Annotated in this window: 13 protein-coding genes and 1 pseudogene; 9 read left to right on the top strand and 5 right to left on the bottom strand. The window is 48.0% G+C overall.

The features are described from left to right. The first annotated feature begins 162 nt into the window (after positions 1-162). On the top strand, positions 163-5,532 hold the full coding sequence (locus GCU39_RS16465) for a glycoside hydrolase family 2 TIM barrel-domain containing protein (RefSeq protein ID WP_227793642.1): 5,370 nt from the start codon (positions 163-165) through the stop codon (positions 5,530-5,532). An 84-nt stretch (positions 5,533-5,616) separates the two neighbouring features. On the opposite strand, the gene GCU39_RS16460 is transcribed toward GCU39_RS16465, so the two are convergent. Then, complete coding sequence (locus GCU39_RS16460) at positions 5,617-7,374, bottom strand: glycoside hydrolase family 35 protein (protein ID WP_152394512.1); 1,758 nt, start codon at positions 7,372-7,374, stop codon at positions 5,617-5,619. 161 nt (positions 7,375-7,535) lie between these two features. Between GCU39_RS16460 and GCU39_RS16455 the strand changes: the two genes are divergently transcribed. Beyond that, the gene (locus GCU39_RS16455) at positions 7,536-8,213 is read left to right on the top strand and encodes a Crp/Fnr family transcriptional regulator (RefSeq protein ID WP_152394511.1); all 678 of its coding nucleotides are present in this window, start codon (positions 7,536-7,538) and stop codon (positions 8,211-8,213) included. Positions 8,214-8,284: 71 nt separating this feature from the next. Then, on the top strand, positions 8,285-9,121 hold the full coding sequence (locus GCU39_RS16450; protein ID WP_152397285.1) for a DNA alkylation repair protein: 837 nt from the start codon (positions 8,285-8,287) through the stop codon (positions 9,119-9,121). Positions 9,122-9,212: 91 nt separating this feature from the next. Here the strand turns inward: GCU39_RS16450 and guaD are convergent, their stop codons facing one another. Then, a complete protein-coding gene (gene guaD / locus GCU39_RS16445; RefSeq protein ID WP_152394510.1) occupies positions 9,213-10,577 on the bottom strand; it encodes a guanine deaminase in 1,365 nt (454 codons plus the stop codon). Between the two features lie 234 nt (positions 10,578-10,811). Between guaD and GCU39_RS16440 the strand changes: the two genes are divergently transcribed. The 3 genes and pseudogenes from GCU39_RS16440 to GCU39_RS32025 all read left to right on the top strand — a co-directional run. Next, positions 10,812-11,909, top strand: coding sequence for a glycosyltransferase (locus tag GCU39_RS16440; protein ID WP_152394509.1), 1,098 nt, complete (start codon positions 10,812-10,814; stop codon positions 11,907-11,909). After that, a complete protein-coding gene (locus tag GCU39_RS16435; RefSeq protein ID WP_227793228.1) occupies positions 11,864-12,517 on the top strand; it encodes a glycerol-3-phosphate acyltransferase in 654 nt (217 codons plus the stop codon). Before GCU39_RS16440 ends, GCU39_RS16435 begins: the two co-directional genes overlap by 46 nt. 156 nt (positions 12,518-12,673) lie before the next feature. Then, positions 12,674-13,163, top strand: a pseudogene (locus GCU39_RS32025) (ABC transporter substrate-binding protein); the annotation flags it as partial. Between the two features lie 69 nt (positions 13,164-13,232). On the opposite strand, the gene GCU39_RS16425 reads toward GCU39_RS32025, so the two are convergent. After that, positions 13,233-13,850 (bottom strand): TetR/AcrR family transcriptional regulator, encoded by a 618-nt coding sequence (locus tag GCU39_RS16425; RefSeq protein WP_152394507.1) that lies wholly within the window; start codon positions 13,848-13,850, stop codon positions 13,233-13,235. Between the two features lie 265 nt (positions 13,851-14,115). Between GCU39_RS16425 and GCU39_RS16420 the strand changes: the two genes are divergently transcribed. Beyond that, positions 14,116-14,820 (top strand): TraX family protein, encoded by a 705-nt coding sequence (locus tag GCU39_RS16420; protein ID WP_152394506.1) that lies wholly within the window; start codon positions 14,116-14,118, stop codon positions 14,818-14,820. A gap of 170 nt (positions 14,821-14,990) precedes the next feature. Here GCU39_RS16420 and GCU39_RS16415 read toward each other — a convergent pair whose 3' ends face one another. Then, entirely contained in the window at positions 14,991-15,371 is a 381-nt protein-coding gene (locus tag GCU39_RS16415; RefSeq protein ID WP_152394505.1) for a hypothetical protein, read from the bottom strand. A 274-nt stretch (positions 15,372-15,645) separates the two neighbouring features. Here GCU39_RS16415 and gap point away from each other — a divergent pair, with 274 nt between their 5' ends. Further along, the gene (gene gap, locus GCU39_RS16410) at positions 15,646-16,659 is read left to right on the top strand and encodes a type I glyceraldehyde-3-phosphate dehydrogenase (protein ID WP_265333399.1); all 1,014 of its coding nucleotides are present in this window, start codon (positions 15,646-15,648) and stop codon (positions 16,657-16,659) included. Positions 16,660-16,728: 69 nt separating this feature from the next. Here the strand turns inward: gap and GCU39_RS16405 are convergent, their stop codons facing one another. Further along, complete coding sequence (locus GCU39_RS16405; RefSeq protein WP_193726510.1) at positions 16,729-18,120, bottom strand: MFS transporter; 1,392 nt, start codon at positions 18,118-18,120, stop codon at positions 16,729-16,731. Positions 18,121-18,390: 270 nt separating this feature from the next. Between GCU39_RS16405 and GCU39_RS16400 the strand changes: the two genes are divergently transcribed. Next, positions 18,391-18,987, top strand: coding sequence for a TetR/AcrR family transcriptional regulator (locus GCU39_RS16400; protein WP_152394502.1), 597 nt, complete (start codon positions 18,391-18,393; stop codon positions 18,985-18,987). Positions 18,988-18,997 lie beyond the last annotated feature (10 nt).

The following is an 18,997-nucleotide window of genomic DNA, read 5'->3' as shown; positions in this document are numbered from 1 at the left end:
CTTTTTTCATTTCCTGCAAATTGATGAGAATTTTGATAGAACTTATGAGGAATTTGGATTTAATTGTGATGGAAGTGAGCGTAATAATGGTATTGTAAGCAAGCAGCAAGAATATAGTGGAGGACGGCATTCATTATCTGAGAAGGAGGCTATGTAACGTTGATGAAAAAAAGATTGTCTTTACTGCTCATGCTGCTCATGGTAGCGAATTCATTCTGGGGATTAACTGCGGGGGCTGCACCTGCGAATGGCTACCCCGAATGGAATAACAACCCGACCGTTTTTCAGGTGAACCGGGAACCAGCCCACGCATCTTTTATTTCCTATGGGGATGTTGAGTCGGCATTGAAAGGCGCAGATATGATCTCAGCGATGACCGAACATCCGTCGCCTTATTATCGTTCATTGAACGGTGAATGGAAATTCAATCTGGCGAATAACCCAGCTTCACGCCCAGTGGATTTCTACCAGGATACATATGATACGAGTGGTTGGAAGAACATTAAAGTGCCAGGGGAATGGCAGATGCAAGGGTATGATTTTCCGATCTACACCAATGTCACATACCCGTTCTGGGGCAATGGTAATTCGACGAATGTTCAGCCGCCATTTGCGCCAACACAGTATAATCCGGTCGGGTCTTACAAGCGTACCTTCACGATTCCAGCGGCATGGAAGGATCGGCAGACATTCATTTCGTTCCAAGGTGTTGAAAGCGCATTCTATCTTTGGGTGAACGGCCAGCAGGTCGGATACGCAGAAGACAGCTATACGGCTAAGGATTTCAATATTACGCCGTATTTAAGAGAAGGCGAGAATTCCCTCGCCGTAGAAGTCTATCGTTGGTCAGACGGCAGTTGGCTGGAAGACCAGGATTTCTTGCGCGTTAGCGGCATTCAACGCGATGTGTTCTTGTACAGTACGCCGTCGGTTCATATCCGGGATTTCACGATCGTGACGGACTTGGACGCGAACTATAAGGATGCAGAGCTGCAATTGAAGGTGAACGTGAAAAAGGACGGTGCGAGCACATCAGAGGACAAACATACGGTGGAAGCGATGCTCTATGACGCGAGCAATCAACCTGTGTTGACGGAGCCAGTCATAATGAAGGCAGATCTGAACAGTCAAGCTGAAGTTCAGGTTAGCAGTTCTAAGCTCATCGCGAATCCGCTCAAATGGTCTGCCGAGACACCGAATTTGTATACCCTCGTATTTAGCCTCAAAGATGCAACGGGGAAGGTCATGGAAACAGCTGGTACACGCGTCGGCTTCCGTGAATTCGAAGTGAAGGTGATGGCGGGCGACAGCGGCAAGCAACAAATGCTGCTCAATGGGAAGCCGATTATGTTGAAGGGGGCCAATCGGCATGAGAGCAGTCCAGATACGGGTCATGCAGTTGATCTGGACCTGATGATTCAAGACATGAAGTTGATGAAGCAGTTTAACATTAATGCGGTTCGTACCTCACACTACCCGAATCATCCATTCTGGTACGATCTTGCGAATCAATACGGGATTTATCTTTTGGATGAGGTGAATTTGGAGACGCACGGCGTTAACGGGTCTGTCCCGACGAACAAAGCGGAGTGGACCGAGAACATTAAGGACAGGGCCCGCAGCATGGTTGAGCGAGATAAGAACCACCCGTCTGTCCTCATCTGGTCGCTCGGCAATGAAGCTGGCCAAGGGACAAATTTCAAGACGGAGTCGGACTATATCCGCAGTCTGGATCCGACACGCCCGATTCATTATGAAGGCTATAATGACGCGAAGGTCACGGACATGGTCAGCCACATGTATCCAGCGGTATCGACGCTTGAGACGTATGCGAAGAGCAGTGATCCACGACCATACATCATGTGTGAATATGCGCATTCGATGGGGAACAGTACGGGGAATCTTCAGGAATACTGGGATATGATCAAGAAGTATCCGAATTTGCAAGGCGGGTTCATCTGGGATTGGGTAGATCAAGCGGTGCGTATGAAGACGCCATCGGAGCGGCTGTATCTGACGGATGCAAATCAATCATTTCAAGCAGATTATACGGGAAGTGTCGTGGAACAGGCTGATGGCGCAACTGGCGTGTTGCAGGCGAAAGATCGGGCTTCTGCTTCCGTAACGATGCCTAATGATGCCAAATATAGCCTAACGGGTCCGCTGACCGTCGAAGCTTGGGTGAAACCGATCTCGAGCATCGCCAATAGTCCCATTATCGCCAAAGGCGACACGCAATTCGCATTGAAAATGAATGGCATGGATAAATTGGAGTTCTTTGTCTACAAAGGTGGCGTCTGGACCGCGGCGACAGCGAACTTACCTGCCAATTGGCTTAACAATTGGCATCATGTAGCCGGTGTTTATGATGGTGCGAGTGTGAGTCTTTACCTAGACGGACAGATTGTCGCTACAAAAACGTATTCAGGCAGCTTCGCTTCGAATGCGTACGCGCTTACGATCGGGAAAGATGCAGAGAAAGGCCGTACGTCCAACATGAGCTTTGACAAAATTCGTGTATACAATCGAGGATTATCATTAACGGAGTTAAATAATTCAGACCGCACACCAGATGCGAATACGGTGCTATGGATGGATTTCAATGTATCGGATGCCAAGTCCATCCCGCTGGAATCGCATGAATATCTCGCTTACGGCGGCGATTTCGGTGACAATCCGAACGACGGCAACTTTATGGCCAATGGCTTGATCTCGGCTGATCGCACGGTACAGCCTGAGTTGTGGGAAGTCAAGCAAGTTTACCAGAACATCAACGTGAAGGACGTTGATCTATCGAAAGGGCTCGTCGAGATTAAGAATGAATTTTTATTCAGCAATGTAAACCAATACGATGCTACCTGGGAACTGAAAGCAGATCATGAAGTGATCCAGTATGGAACGCTCACCGGATTGGATATCCCTGCGCTAACATCCAAGCAAGTTACAATTCCATATGTGTGGCCGAAGGAGCAGCCTGGCGTCGAGTATTGGCTCAATATTAGCTTCACGTTGAAGAACGATACGTTATGGGCGTCTAAGGGCCATGTGGTGGCGAAGCAGCAATTCAGATTACCGGTGAATGCCGCAGCACAGACCGCACTTGATCTGTCGAAGATGCCGAATCTGACGACAGAAGAGAAGGAGACGCAAGTGAAGATCCAGAATGATGACTTGGATTTGACCTTCGATAAAGCGTCGGGAACAATTCAGAGCTTCAGTTATAAAGGAAAATCGCTCATCAAAAACGGGCCGATACCGAATTACTGGCGTGCCCCAATTGATAATGACAAAGGTAACGGCGGTCCATCGCGGATGGCGACTTGGAAGAACGCAGGCAAGAATCGAAGCATCAGCAAGGTGAATGTGACGAAAATCGGCGAGAAAATCGTGCGGATTGATGTGGAGGGAACGCTGCCAACGACGACCGTCTCCTCGTATAAGACGTCTTACACAGTCTTTGGCAATGGCGACATTACAGTCGCGAACAGCTTGAAACCGGGTGCAAGCACGCTTCCCGAAATACCTGAAGTAGGAAGCCTCATGACGGTCCCACAGGAATTCGAGCAAATGACATGGTATGGCCGTGGACCTTATGAGAATTATCAGGATCGCAATACGGGATCGGATGTCGGGTTATATAGCGGTACGGTAGAGGAGCAGTTCTTCCCTTACATCGAGCCGTCGGAGACAGGGAACAAGACCGATGTGCGATTCGTAGCGTTAACCAATTCAGAAGGCGCGGGCATTATGGCTATTGGCGCACCGACAATCGAGGCGAATGCGCTGCATTACACGCCTGACGATCTGGATGGACCGCTCCATCCTCATCAAGTTACGCATCGCGATGATATTACATTGCGCGTAAATTACAAGCAAATGGGCGTCGGCGGCGACGACAGTTGGGGAGCTAGGCCGCATCCTGCCTACCTGCTGCTGCCAAGCAAAGAGTACAGCTATAGCTACACGCTGCGTCCGATTCCAGCAGGTACATCGAATTTAATGGAGCTGAGCAAATCGATCTCTACCGTCCATTTGATCAGTTTGATTCAAGTGAATGGGAAGGCGCTGGCAGGGTTTGATCCAGAGAAAACGAGTTACACTTACAATGTTCTTCGCGGCACATCAAAAGTGCCTGCGGTTGAAGCCATTGCGACGAGCAAAGATGTGCGGATTACCGTAACACCGGCTGCAGATCTGTCCGGTAAGACGATGGTTACAGCAAGCTCTTCGGATGGGCTGCTCTCGAAGACGTATGAAATTCAATTTAAGGTGACGGATCAGTACTTAAGCGATTTGGAATGGGTTCAGGCTACAACAGGATGGCTTACGGTGAAGAAGGATCAGAGTGTGGAAGGCAATCCAATCCGGCTACGCGGGCCTTCGGGAACAGTAACGTATGACAAAGGGATCGGTACGCATGCCAATTCGGAAATAATATACGATCTGACGGGACGCAGCTATGACATGTTTAAGGCGGTTATCGGCGTAGATCAGGAAATCGGCAGCACAAGATCGGATCATAATACGATTGTTTTCCAAGTCTTCTTGGACGGCGAGAAGGTTTACGACAGCGGCTTAATGCGGGCGGCGACGGTGGCGAAAGCGATCGAAGTGCCTGTCAAAGGCGCCAAGGAGTTGAAGCTCATCGTCACGGATTACGGCGACGGCAATTCGGAAGACCATGGCGATTGGGCAGATGCCGTGCTTGTTCCTAACAGCAAGCTTGAACCTGAAGTATCCTTAACCGGACCTGCGACAACGGCTCAAGGTCAATCCTTTGATCTATTCTACCGGCTGAACAATGTAACGCAGAACGTATACGCCCAAGATGTAACATTCAACTATGATGCGAAATTGCTGGAATTCATCGACGTCAGCAGCTTGGACGAGAAGACGTTCATTGTCGAGAAGAAAGCATCAGAAGGGAAAATTCGGCTCATCTTGGCGAATACCTCCGGAACGCTCGTTAAGAGCGATGTATTGAAACTGCGGTTCACTGCCAAATCGATTGGCGAAGCCACGGTTGCACTATCGGATCTTGTGCTGGCAGATGGCGAAGGCAAGGAAATGCCATTCCCAGGTTCGACGTATAAAATAATCATTCAAGAAGGAGTCGACAAAGGTGTTCTTCTTACAGCGATTGGAGAGGCCCAGCGCATCCATGATGCAGCTGTGGAAGGCTCGAGCGCTGGACAGTATCCAGTAGGCTCCAAAGCGATACTTCAAGCGGCGATCGATCAAGCCAAAGCCGTGGCGAATCTAAGCGATGCGAGCAAGGAGCAGGTTGAGCAAGCGGTATCGGCATTGACAGCTGCGCTGAAGGCCTTTACCGACAGCATGATCCAAGGGAAACCGGGTGATCTGAACGGCGACGGCAAATATTCAATCGGTGATCTTGCGATCGTCGCAGCAGCTTATGGTAAGACATCAGCAGATCCAGATTGGGCGAAATATAAGCCTGCCGACTTGAATAACGATGGCCAAGTGGACATTAAAGACCTAGCAATCCTGGCACAGAAGATAATGGAGTAAAGGAATCTCAATTAAAAAAGGAGCAGGCATGATTTTGCCTTCTCCTTTTTTCTTGTAGACTTCTCTATAAATCCAAGGATGATTTTATCCTAAAATAGCACTATCGCGAAGGGTTACGACCGGCTCTTCAGCACCATGCAGTTCGAACAGCACGAGCTCGTTCGCTCCTTTGCGCAGAAGCGGGCCTGGGATGTATAACGTTTTTTGCGGACCTACCGTTTCCCAATATCGTCCAAGGTTGAAGCCGTTGATGTAGGCGACGCCTTTGTTCCAGCCCTTCAGCTCGAGGAACGTATCTGCCGTCTCATCCACATGGAACGTGCCTTTGTAGAACGACGGCTTGTCTTCGCATTTCGCTCCTGCGGGCGAATACTCCAGCTTCGACAAATCATCCATAGGAAGCGTATGGATCGTCCAATGATACAGGAACTGCGCTCCGAAGCGAATGCCTTCCGTAATCCCTTTCACATCGCGCAAGTGTGGACCATAGTTGGTTCTGCCCATATTTTCGACGAGCACGCTTAATTGTGCACCTTCTGGCGGGATACTGAATTTGATCGGCTCCGCGTCCTTGTTCCAGCGCTCAACGACGCCCTTGAATTCACCATCGACAAAGATCTGCGCACGATCGTGCACATCCTGCAAATTCAGCTTCGTCTCTGGGCGCGGTCCGGATATCCGTGTTGTATACAGGATAAAGCCGTAGTTTTGTCCGAGCAGCTCCATCGGATCTGGGCAAGTTCTTTGCACCGACGTCGATAGCTTATTGAGTGATTCGAACAGTGAAGCCTGCTGGGACATGTTCACTTCGCCGTAAGCTTTCTTCTGGATCGGCTCAGGCAGCTCGAGCGGTCCGAGGTCGACATATTTGGATACAACCTCGCGTACAGCATAGAACTTATCCGTCACATCACCGGATTCGCTGATCGGTACATCGTAGTCGTAGCTCGTGATCGTCGGCATATATTTCGTGCCGTCGTCGTTGGCGCCGCTCCAGAAACCGAAGTTCGTACCGCCATGGAACATATAGAAGTTGACCGAAGCGTCCATCGCCAGCATTTCGTCGAATACTCTCGCCACATCAGCTGCGTCGCGAGTATGGTGCTGCTCGAACCAATGATCGAACCAGCCGTTCCAATATTCCATACACATGATCGGCCCTTCCGGCTGATAAATGCGAAGTTCATTGAAAGCTTCCTTTGGACGGGAACCAAAATTGACGGTCTCCAGCACGCCCGGCACCATACCGCCTTGCAGCATGAAATCTCCTGGTCCATCGGAAGTGAATAGCAATACGTCGATACCGCGCTTGATCTTGCTCTCTCTTAAATATTCTAGATACTGCGTGTCGTTGCCGTAACTGCCGTATTCGTTCTCGATTTGCATCGCGATGATCGGCCCGCCATTCGTGCAGAGCAGAGGCACAAACTTCGGCAGCAAGACGTCATAATAGGCGTCAATTTTATCTAGGAACGGTTGGTGGAAACAGCGCAGCTGCATGCCAGGATCAGCCAGAAGCCATGCCGGCATTCCGCCAAATTCCCATTCTGCGCAAATATACGGACTTGGTCGAATGATAACATAAAGACCCAATTCGCCAGCTATCTCGATAAACTTGACGATATCGGCGATGCCCTCAAAGTTGAATTGTCCTTCCTTTGGCTCGTGCAAGTTCCACGGTACATAGGTTTCTACCGTGTTGAAGCCGCACGCCTTCAGTTTCATCAGACGATCCCGCCAATATTCGGGAACGACGCGGAAATAATGGATTGCACCTGAAATAAGCCTGACAGGCTGGCCATCAAAAACAAATTGGTTACCTTCCACAGCAAAAATAGACACAGGATTACCCTCCGTTCATTTATTATGTAGAATCATGTATTACTATATTTTATCGTGTCTCGATAGGTATAACTACGTTACGCATCAACGATTTCTGCATTCTATCAACGAAATCGATACGATATAATGAAACGATGGAGAGTCATCAACAAGGAGGAGACATGGATCGCATTCAATATTTGTCACAATTCAATTTACTTCACTCCTTATCTAGAGAAGATCTAGTCGAAATGGATGAATTAACGTCGATCACGATTTTTCCGAAACATACATATATTCAAACCCCTGATTCCTTCAAAGAAGGCTTATATTTTATCAAGCAGGGAAAGGTGCGGTTGTTCAAGCTGAATAGCGATGGGAAACAATTTACATCAGATATTCTGTGCGAAGGCAACGTATTCGGCGAGATGAAATTTATCGCGCTCGGCACGAGGGATCATTATATTGAGACGATCGAAGAAAGCCATATTTGCTTAATGAATAAAGATCGATTCGAGAACTATCTGATGGAACGACCTCGATTTATGATGAATATGATTCAAGTCCTCAGCGATCGTATCGCTCAGATGAGTCATTTAACGCAAAATCTAGCACTAGGGAATCTACATGACAAAATTCTGTATATCATCAAGAGGTTGGCGAATCAATTCGGATATTCGGCGCATGACGCGAAGTATGTGAGAATAGCGTACGCTTTGTCGCATCAGGAAATTGCGAATCTTGTTGGCGCGACGAGAGAAGCAGTCACGACTGCATTGCAAGAATTAGTCAAAGACGGCATGATTCAGACAGGGTTCAAAACAATCTATCTTCATCGCTCTCAGCTGGACAAGTTGTAATCTACACTACATCCTTTCTCGCTTGGAGGAAGGTATGCTATATGAAAATATGAAACGATGGAGTGGAGAATATGCAGCCGAAGGAAGAAATCGATTATCTCGCGCGAAAAGGTGCTAGGAAACTAACGGATATCCCTAGCGATGTCTTGGAGCTGCTGCAAACAGGAGCACTTCAATCGGTGAATTTGACCGAATGGCTGGCAGTGGATCATCTCACTTTACTGCACCATGTGCTGCTGGAGCTTGGACTGGAGCAAGAGACGCATGCAATGATAGAGAGGCTTCGCTGCACGAAGGAAACGAAAATCATGAAGATCATTCCGGCGATTGCGGTAGAATGGCTCGGTCTGTTCGCGCAAATGCCAGAGCAGGACAGCTCACGAATCTTCCACTCGCTGGCTTCCCATCTCTCGGATAGTGTGCGCTGCTGGGCCGCTTATATCATTGGCTTGGATCAAAGGTTAAGCTTGGAAGAGCGGCTAGCCACCATTCGTCCTTTTGCAGCGGATACGCATTTTGGTGTCCGCGAGATTGCTTGGATGGCTGTCAGGGAGCCGATCATGAGGGATTTAGAGAGGGCGCTCGCGCTGCTCGCTGTATGGGTGATGGATCCGGATGCGAATATCCGGCGATTCGCGGTCGAATCGATTCGCCCCATTGGAGTCTGGGCCAAGCATATTCAACCGCTGAAGGAAAACCCGGCCTTGGCCCTATCCTTACTAGAGAGGGTGAAGGCGGATCCAGTCAAATACGTACAGGACTCCGTCGGCAATTGGTTAAATGATGCCAGTAAGACCCGCCCGGAATGGGTTGTCGAGGTATGTAATCAGTGGCTTGACTTATCGGATACGAAGGAGACGCGAAGAATCGTGACGAAGGCTAAGCGAAGTGTAGAGAAAATGAAATAGCTTTGAGAAGATTCATATATGCATCAAAAAAGTGCACGCCCTATTATCATGGGGCGTGCACTTTTCATATCCATGTACTGCTATGATCGATTTACCGCGTATGAACCTTCTCGCCCTGCACCCACACCTCGCGGATATTTTCGGGACGTGCCAGGTACATGATTTTCTGGAACACATCGTTTAAGTTCTCATCCGCCGAATAGATCGGTAATCGAGCCGTCGCTAACGTCGTGTCGATGATCTGTGCATCCCATGCGTAGCCGGCTTCCAGCCGTCCGATCGGCAAGCTCAAGCTCTCGCCGCCGCCGGCAGTAGCCAGATAGAACGCTTCGTTAATGGTGATGCGCGAATTTGGTACACCGCGTTCTGCGGCAGGAAGCGCCGGGTTCACGCCGTCTTCGAGCATGCGTGAGGAGATAACAGCTTGTCTGGCGTTGTCGAAGAGACTTGGGGAGAACCCGCCCGAAATATCCGAGCCTAGCCCAATTTCCACGCCTTTCGCTTGCAAATGTGCAATCGGAATGACGCTGTTCGCGAAATAGCTGTTCGAGACGGGACAATGGCAGATGGCTGTTCCTTTCTCGGCGAATAAATCCGCATCCTCGTCGCTCAGGAAGTTGCAGTGTGCCATGACGGACTTCTCGCGCAGCAAGCCGAAATCATTCAACGCGAACGCGTCGTTCTTCTTATGGCGCTCCTGCACGTAACCATGTGCCCAATCGCTCTCGCTGCAGTGCGACTGTACATAGGCATCGTACTTGGCAGCGAGCTCGCCGAGCCCCTGCAAGCCCTCGTCCGTACAGCTTGGAATGAACCGCGGCGTTACAACAGGATAGACGCCCTGCTTCGCCGATTTCGCTAGTTCTTGAACCGCGAGAATGAATTCTTCTGTATCCGCAAGCGCGGATGCCGTATCCTTGTCCCGGTAATAATCCGGGTTATTCTCCGGATGATCCATGACGACTTTACCGACCAAGCCGCGCTGGCCTTGCTTCGCGCAGATCTCGGCAAGTCGGATGCTCGCCTCTTTGTGTACGGTGGCGAAGTAGAGTGCCGTCGTCGTGCCGTTCGCCAGCAGCGTGTTGACTACGTCGGTATAGACTTGATCGGCGAAATCGAGATCGGCGAATTTCGATTCGAGTGGGAACGTATACGTGTTCAACCAGTCATAGAGCGGAATATCGAGTGCTGTGCCCGACTGCGCCCATTGCGGCGCATGCACGTGCAGGTCGATGAAGCCGGGCAGGATATACTGCCCATCCGCAAGGCGATGGAAGTTCGCTTGATCTTGATACGTATCTATTAACGGTTGATAGTCATTGTCTTCGGGAGAGACGACGCGCTCGATCAACCCGTTCGAGTTAATGCAGAACAGATAATCCTTGAGAATTTGCACTTCTTTGGGAGTTGTAGACGAAAAAGCAGTACCTTGAAAAATTTGCGAATATTTAGTCATGTTATACACCTTAATGTTCGTATTTTTGTTGACAATAGCTCTATTATAGGCGATTAATCCTGCAAAGTCTATGATTTCGCTATCCATTCAACCGGACCATAAGCTTATAGAGCACCCAGCCGAATGTGGTATTCGACGGTAAGGCGATCTTTTATTGCGATCGCGGGACCTGAGGTAACTAAATTTGCTCACTTCCTCATATATATAGAGCCAGAAGAAGGAGGGGGTTCGGACATGTGGATCGTCTTGCTGATGGTCGCCGGATGTCTCTGTGGATTGTTACTGTTCAGAAAAAATATCGTACCTCCTGCATATGAGCCCTACCGCGGGCCATATAAACTCTCGGTCATTATCCCTGCTCGCAATGAGGCGTGCAATCTGCCTTATCTTCTCGATTCGCTTATGTCACAGACCACCGCACCTTACGAGATTATCGTGGTGGATGATTTCTCTGATGATGGGACGAGAGAAATTGCAGAACGGTATACCGGTGTGAAAGTGATTGCAGGTACGCCGCTACCGGACGGGTGGACGGGAAAGAGTTGGGCCGTATGGAATGGATACTTGCACGCGACGGGGGATATGTTTGTTTTCCTAGATGCAGATATTCGAATGGCGCCACATGCGTTAGGTTCTTTAATGAAAGCCCGCGATCGTTCGCAAGGGGTTATTTCGGTCGTCCCGTTTCATCACACGGAGAAGTTCTATGAGAAGCTCGCGCTCGTCATGAATATGCTGGGTATTTTTACGTTTACGTCGATCTTTGAACGGCAAAATCCGAAGCAGGGCCTCTATGGATCATGTATTCTAGCCCTTCGCGAGGATTATGAGAAAATTAAAGGTCATGAGAGCGTCAAATCCGAGGTGCTCGACGATCTGCTCATTGGATCCAAATTCGTCGAAGCTGGCATTCCAGTAACGAATTTTATCGGCTATGACATGGTCTCCTTCCGAATGTATCCCCAAGGGATTCGAAGCCAGATCGAAGGCTTTAGCAAAGGGGCTATATTGAGCACGTCGACCCTCAGTCCATGGACGATTGTGCCGATCGCGATCTGGGTCATCGGACTATTGGTGTCGGGTGCAGCATGGGTATTCATCAATACGTCATGGGCCTGGCCCTTACTAACTGGGTATATTCTCTATATGGCGCAGATCTTTTATTTCATCCGGTATGTCGGTGTATTCGGATTCCTCGTTCCGGTGGTGCATGTGCTGGCTTCGCTATTTTTTGTATTCATCATGCTCTATTCGATGTTTCAGGTCGTTGTTCGGGGAGAGGTAAGATGGAAAGGCAGGCTCGTCCAAGTGAGGGGCAGGCGAGATCCATGATCGTATTGTGGATTGTATGCGCATTTCTATCGGGCTCATTCATGTTCTCGTATTGGCTTGGTTTAGCGGGACGTAAAAATTTGAAAGCGATAGGCGATGGCAACCCTGGTGCAATGAATTTATGGAAGGCTCAAGGCTATAAAGCCGGTTTTCTCGGCGTCATCTTGGATTTTGCCAAAGGGTACGTACCTCTGGTTTGGATCGTCCATAGTGGTTATGCTGCGGGTTATGGTTATTTCCTCATTCCTCTCGCTTTGGCGCCGATTGCGGGCCATGCCTTTTCGCCGTTTCTCAAAGGTAAAGGAGGGAAAGCGATCGCGGTAACTTTTGGCGTCTGGAGTGCAATTTCGAGCTTTGAGGTTTCACTGGTGTATGCCGCGATATTGGCAGCGATGAAGGTAGGGGGCTACTGGATGAATAGGCAAAAATCCACGACCGTGGAGTCTGATGGTATGCAGGTTGTCTGCGGGATGTTCCTTCTTGCGATATACTTGGTCCTAGCGAAGTTCCCGACGGCGATTTTGCTTGTGTGGCTTGGCAATCTTATCATCCTTGTCTATACCCATCGTATGGAATTAGTGTCATGGTTGAAAAAGTATGCCGACTAGAGATGCCCGATACGATCGTTTAGGGGCAGACTCATTTTATACAAGGCGACACGAAGTTTACCTTACCGCCGGGATAAGGCGTATTTATTCGAGGGAGACAACCCATTTCAATCACACTATGCGTTTAGCCCGCGTTATCCACTAACATTGTTCGATGAGACGGTATCGGATGAAAATTTGGAGAAAATCATGGAGCTAGAGCCCGATCTCATTATCGCTGGTTCATGGATGAAGAATTTGGATAAGATGAGCCAAATTGCTCCGACCATTGTCTACACCTGGGGAAAGCTTGACTATCTGAAGCAGCAGCTGGAGATCGGCAAGGTGTTGAACATGGAGAAGGAAGCACAAACATGGATCGACGATTTCTCGGCACGTGCCAAAACGGCTGGGGAAGAAATCAAAGCCAAGATTGGTGATCTAGCAACCGTGTCCGTCTTCGAATATGATGCGAAGGATTTCTATGTGTTCGGCAATAATTGAGATTGATACCGAAGCATCAACGTACAGCGACCCAACGTCGCTCGAATATCTGTTGGATATCTTCAAGAAGGGCATAATACTTTTAAGCGTCTTTTTTTATTATCGTTTTGAATTCTCTAGGAACACCAATAATCATTCATCAACCCATCCATTCACAATTTGAAGACACAAAAATATTAACGCAGCACCAATATAGAATAAATGTGATACCGTGTCAAAATGGGCGAAGCGTTTAGAGGTAGAGGGCGTCCGTATACATGGTCGTAATCGTGTTTGCGATTTCTTCGAGTGTAGCCTCGTGGCGATGATGAACAATCTCCCATTGGTACATTTCATTCGCATAGAACCACTGGCGCGCTACAAGTCCAACATTCAAGTCTTTACGAGCGAGACCTTTTTGCTGCGAATAAGTGATATCGTTCATAATGGTCTGAATGAACTGATGGCGAATTTCTTCCCATTTCGTCTTGATGGCCGTGGAGAGACCGATTGCTTCCGCGAATACTTTCAAGATGTCACGCTCAGATTCGGCAATCTGGAAGAAGGTGAGCACCTGCCCGACAATGATCTTTTTGGCCTCTTCTTTGGATGCCGGCAGGAAGGTGAAGCGGGCAATCTCGAAGAAGCGCTGCATCACATCTTCAATTAATACGATCAACAGTTCATCTTTACCGGCAAAATGGGTGTAGGCTGTACCGTATCCTGTATTTGCTAGCTTAATAATTTGATTGATGGTCGCATGTTGGAATCCTTCTTTTAAGAAGACGTCGCGTGCCGCTTTTAGTAGTTTTTGTCTTGTCTTCTTGGATCGTAAATGCCGGCCATCGGTGTCCTTGATTTCTTTTTCCATTACATCTCAACCTTTCAGTAAACAGATGATCGTATTTTATCTGACAACCAAATAGTAACCGTATTCATAGATTTTAAAGTAAAATCCATTTTTATACAATTCGCATTGACATCGAAGCCCGTGGAAGACCGAGGTCAGCTTGTTTGGCATGCGAACGCATCATTGCAGAAATGTCACGCTCTTGTAAGTTAATCAGATAGGTTCATTTTGCATGACCAATTACACTAAGGAAGGGGTTGTAAATGAAAGAAAGGATGAGGTTAGCATGCGCTTGAATGCTTTTCAATTGAAATTAATCGCTATGATATTTATGGTATTGGATCATATCGCGACGTTTATCCCTGGGGACATCCCGCAGTGGTTTCATTGGGTAGGGAGGATTGTAAGTCCGATCTTCTTCTATTTTGTAGTTGAAGGTTTCTATCATACGCGGAATCGGATTCAGTATATGCTGCGGCTATTTAGCTGGGCATTTGTGATGTGGGGAGGTTCATTGCTGATTCAACTCATTTCAGGGCAGGAACACGAAATTCATAACAATATTTTCTTGTCGCTTGCCATGGCAGTTGTGATGATGTACGGATTAGAAATGGCTCGCAAAGGGCGCGAAAAGACGGCCATCGGCATATTGATTGCTCTTGTCGCGGCAGCGGGGGGCATGTTCACCGAAGCCTCCTTTTACGGTGTCCTGATGACGCTCATCTTCTACTACTGTAGAAACTGGAAGTGGCTTATGGGATTGCTCTATGCCATCGTTTTCTTAGGGATGAATCTATTCATGGGACAACAATTCTCGTATGATCAGATGTTCCTAGCAGACCCGCAATGGATGATGGTATTCGCATTGCCGTTTATCCTGCTCTACAATGGGGAACGCGGATTGAACAATAAATTCACGAAGTATATGTTTTATGCCTTTTATCCCGTGCATATTTGGATCATTTATATCGTTGCAGGTTTGATGAAATAGCTTGCACAGCAAACAGCAGCCCGGATCTCAGTAGGAGGCACGAGCTGCTGTTTGCTATAAGTATAAGGTTACGCGATAACCCTACGTTGGGCATCGAAAGATTTGAATTGCTTCTCTACGATGATGCTCTAGAAAAGCGCTGTGTGCCCGAAATAACTGCCAAAATGCAGTTAATTGTGCGGGAAAGCGTTGCGCGCCCGGAATAACTGCCAAAAAGCAGTTAATTGAGTGGAAAAATCGCCACGCGCCCAAAATAACTGCCAAAAAGCAGTTAATTGTACGGGAAAATCGCAAAGCGCCCGGAATAACTGCAAAAAAGCAGTTAATTGTGCGGGAGAAACGATGTGTGCCTGAAATAACTGCCAAAAAGCAGTTAATTGAGTGGAAAAAGCGCCGCGTGCCCGAAATAACTGCAAAAAAGCAGTTAATTGAGTAGAAAAAGCGTCACATGCTCGAAATAACTGCCAAAAAGCAGTTAATTGTGCAGGAAAAGCGTCGCATGCCCGAAATAACTGCCAAAAAGCAGTTAAATTGTGCAGCCAAAGCGCCACACCCCTGAATAGCTACAAAGAAGTAATCAGTTACTATGAATTGATTATGAGTCATATTGATGTTAATCCCTAAATATCAATCCTATTAAGCTTTAATTTCGGTATATAATATATCATTTATGGTTATATGACCCAAATTATAGTACATACTATATGCAATTAATACGAATATATATTGTGTATTATTTATGAATGTGATACATTGATTCCGTGAGATGGGAATGGAAATCATGACAGGGAGATGATCTAACTCATGTTGATCGGAATTAACGGTATGGGAAGAATCGGACGGTTATTAGTTCGCCGCGCATTCGAACATCCTCAGAAGTCGTGGCAGCTGCGCGCAATCAACTGTCTATATCCAGCATCGACGATTGCTCATTTGCTGACATATGACACCGTGCATAGCAAATGGGATCGAGACATATCGGTGGAGCCGAACGCGCTTATCATTGAAGGACAGCGAATTGAAGTGTTAAGTGAACCGGATCCTGCCCGCCTGCCTTGGGAGCAACTTGGCATTCATACGGTCATTGATGCAACGGGGAAATTTACTGACCGATCACAAGCGGCACAGCATTTGGAGGCGGGCGCAAAGAAAGTTATCATTACTTCACCTGGCAAAGGGTTGGACCTCACGGTCGTCATGGGCGTCAATGAGAACAAATATGATCCAGATCGACATGCGATTGTATCAGCAGCATCGTGTACGACGAATTGTCTAGCACCGGTACTTCATATTCTGGACGATGCTTTTCAAGTTCTAACCGGTTGGATGACGACAATACATTCGTATACAAATGATCAGAAGCATCTGGATAATCCACATCGCGATCTGCGTAGAGCAAGAGCTTGTACGCAATCCATTGTGCCAACCTCAACAGGCGTCGGCAAAGCGCTTGGCGAAGTGATTCCGCATCTGGCACCCGTGATTCAAGGCATCTCAATTCGTGTGCCGACGCCGAATGTCTCTCTCATCGATTTGACCGTGGAGACATACCACGAAGTGACGCAGGAACAAGTTCGCAACGTTTTTAAGCAAGCGGTCATTGGTAGATACGCCTCCATTGTCCAATTATGCGAAGAGCCGCTCGTCTCGACGGATTTCATCGGCAACGATAAATCGTCGGTGATCGACGGATTGTCGATGATGACGCAAGGCAGTCAAGTGAAGGTGCTCGCGTGGTATGACAACGAGTGGGCCTATGCATGTCGCGTGATCGACTTAGCCCAGTACATGGTCAGCCAAGAAGTGAACGTGTCTGAGCCTGAGACCGTTACCATATAAAACCGTTACAGATCACATAAGAGTAGAGCCTCCATCCCATTCAAGGGTGAAGGCTCTTTATTGATTCTACTATTTTGTTGTCATCGACACCTCTGGCTTGCCTGATCTACGTGTATAAAACGCGAAAAACAGAATGCTCCCTCCAATGATCGCGATGATGAAGAGCAGCATCATATTGCTGTATAAGAATGCTGCCGTATCCGTAATTGAAGGTAAGAAGGGGACGGATAACCATCCCTTCGTAAGCAATCCGCCGACGATCGCCACACCAATCCCTTCGGCCAGGAAGCATGCGAAGTTCAGGAATCCCATCCCAGACCCGGATTCATCGGAACGAAGCGATCCCGCAACACTCGTAGAGATGACGGTCTTTACGAACGAGAGTCCGCCGAATGTGAGCACCATCGCACAGGTGATCAGCCATGGGGTTCGATCAGGGATCCATGCCACGCTCAAGAAACTGATCGTAATCAATCCAACACCAATGCCCATGGTCATGATGGGCCCGCGTCGATCGACGCAGATGCCGCCGAGATAACCGAACAGGATGACGCTGACAGTGCCAGGGAATAGGATGCCGGCACCGATCAGACTGGTTGGCATTTGATAGACAGCCTTCATCAGATAGGGAACCATTGCGATAAAACCTGCTACCGTGCCCAGCAACAGACTACCAGTGATAACGCCGACGATGAACGTCTTTCTGTGGAACAACGAAGGCTCAATAAAAGGCTGCTCCGCTTGGCGTATACGCCAAGCAAATCCAATGAATAGGATGAGACAAATCCCAAGGAAGAACCATTGGAACATCGTGGTGTAGAGCGTAAACGCTACAATGCCTAGAGACAACAACGTTGCCCCGAGGATATCGGTCTTCCCTTCTCTAGCCGGTTCACTAGGTAGTGTCTGAAGGAAGAACGGAAGCGTTAGAAGCGTCAACATCGGCAGGATGAACAAGTAGGACCAATGCAAATGGTTCGTAATCATGCCGCCGATGACCGGCCCAATCGCTTCGCCGAAGGCGACCATGGAGCCGATGAGACCAAAGGCTCTACCTTGTTGACTTGGCTCGATGCAACGCGCCACGATAACCATCATCAATGCAGGAACCGCTCCGATTCCTGCGCCTTGCATAAATCTTGCGACGATCACGCCGGGATAAGAGGCATGAAGTATCAGGCCCAAAACCGATCCAGCGCCGTACAGTAACAGTCCGATCACTAGCAATTTCTTGATGCCGTAAATGTCGGATAACTTCCCATACAAGGCTGTTCCGATGGCGAATGTCAGCATGAAGCTCGTATTGACCCAATTCGCTGCAGCGGGAGAGATGCCGTATTGTGCTGCGATATCAGGCAGAGATACGTTAAATACCGTCTCATTAAGAACACTACAAAAGGCTAAAAAGCTAAGCCAGATCATTGATTTTAGATAATTCAAAGAAATAACCCCTTTGTTCATCAAGGGGAATTGCGCAGTTTATAGGGTCAATGATGCGACTTCCCCTAATTTGTGTACCCGATGGAATAGTGTTGTTTGCCGCATGAATAAATGCCTCCTAAGTAAATTAGAGTTAGAAGTAAGGCTACTTCATTATTCATTATACCTTTTCGGAACGTGTTATTTGTATATTTTTGTTAAAACTATTTACAAACCGCTGGTCGGTTTTTATGATGATAATAATTAAATGTTAAATATTGGGTTAAAAGTAAGTTGAGGAGGAGGATCTCATTGAAACAGGAAGAACGCAGAGAACAGACGATTCGCCAGCTGCTTCAGGCGACCAAGGAACTCTTGCAACAGCGCGGCTGTCATGCGATAACTTTGAAGGATATCATGGAGCAATCCGAATTATCCAAAGGCGCTATTTTCCATTATGTAAAACGTAAAGACGAAATTTTTGCTTGGGTGCTGCAGGATCGGCTTGAGGAGACGAATCGACGATTTATGGAGGATGTCCAGGCGTCACCCGTGAATTTCGATGGACCGATGGACGTTATCGCTCGTAATCTGTCTGCGCTGGAGGACTCAGAGGATATCACCAATAAAGTCTTAATGTATTTGCTGGGGAAGGAAGATGAGCCGGCCATCGCCGAGGTGCTCCATCACTATTATGAACGGTCGGTAGACTTCTCGAAGCAATGGATCGTAAGTGGGCAGCAGCATGGTGTCATCGACACATCCGTGGATGCGGATAAAACGGCGGAGATGTTCGTCATGTTGACGCTAGGATTACGAGTACGCACCTCGCTTCCGCACCAGCAGTTCACGTGTACCGCCGAAGATTTATCAGCTTTCATGGGCAATATTCTGAAATTGAAATCTTAGGGAGGAAATT

Origin of the sequence: Paenibacillus guangzhouensis (genome assembly GCF_009363075.1) — a bacterium.
GTDB lineage: Bacteria > Bacillota > Bacilli > Paenibacillales > Paenibacillaceae > Paenibacillus_K > Paenibacillus_K guangzhouensis.
Note: the sequence above shows the minus strand (reverse complement) of the source record. Positions and strands in the feature narration are given on the sequence as shown.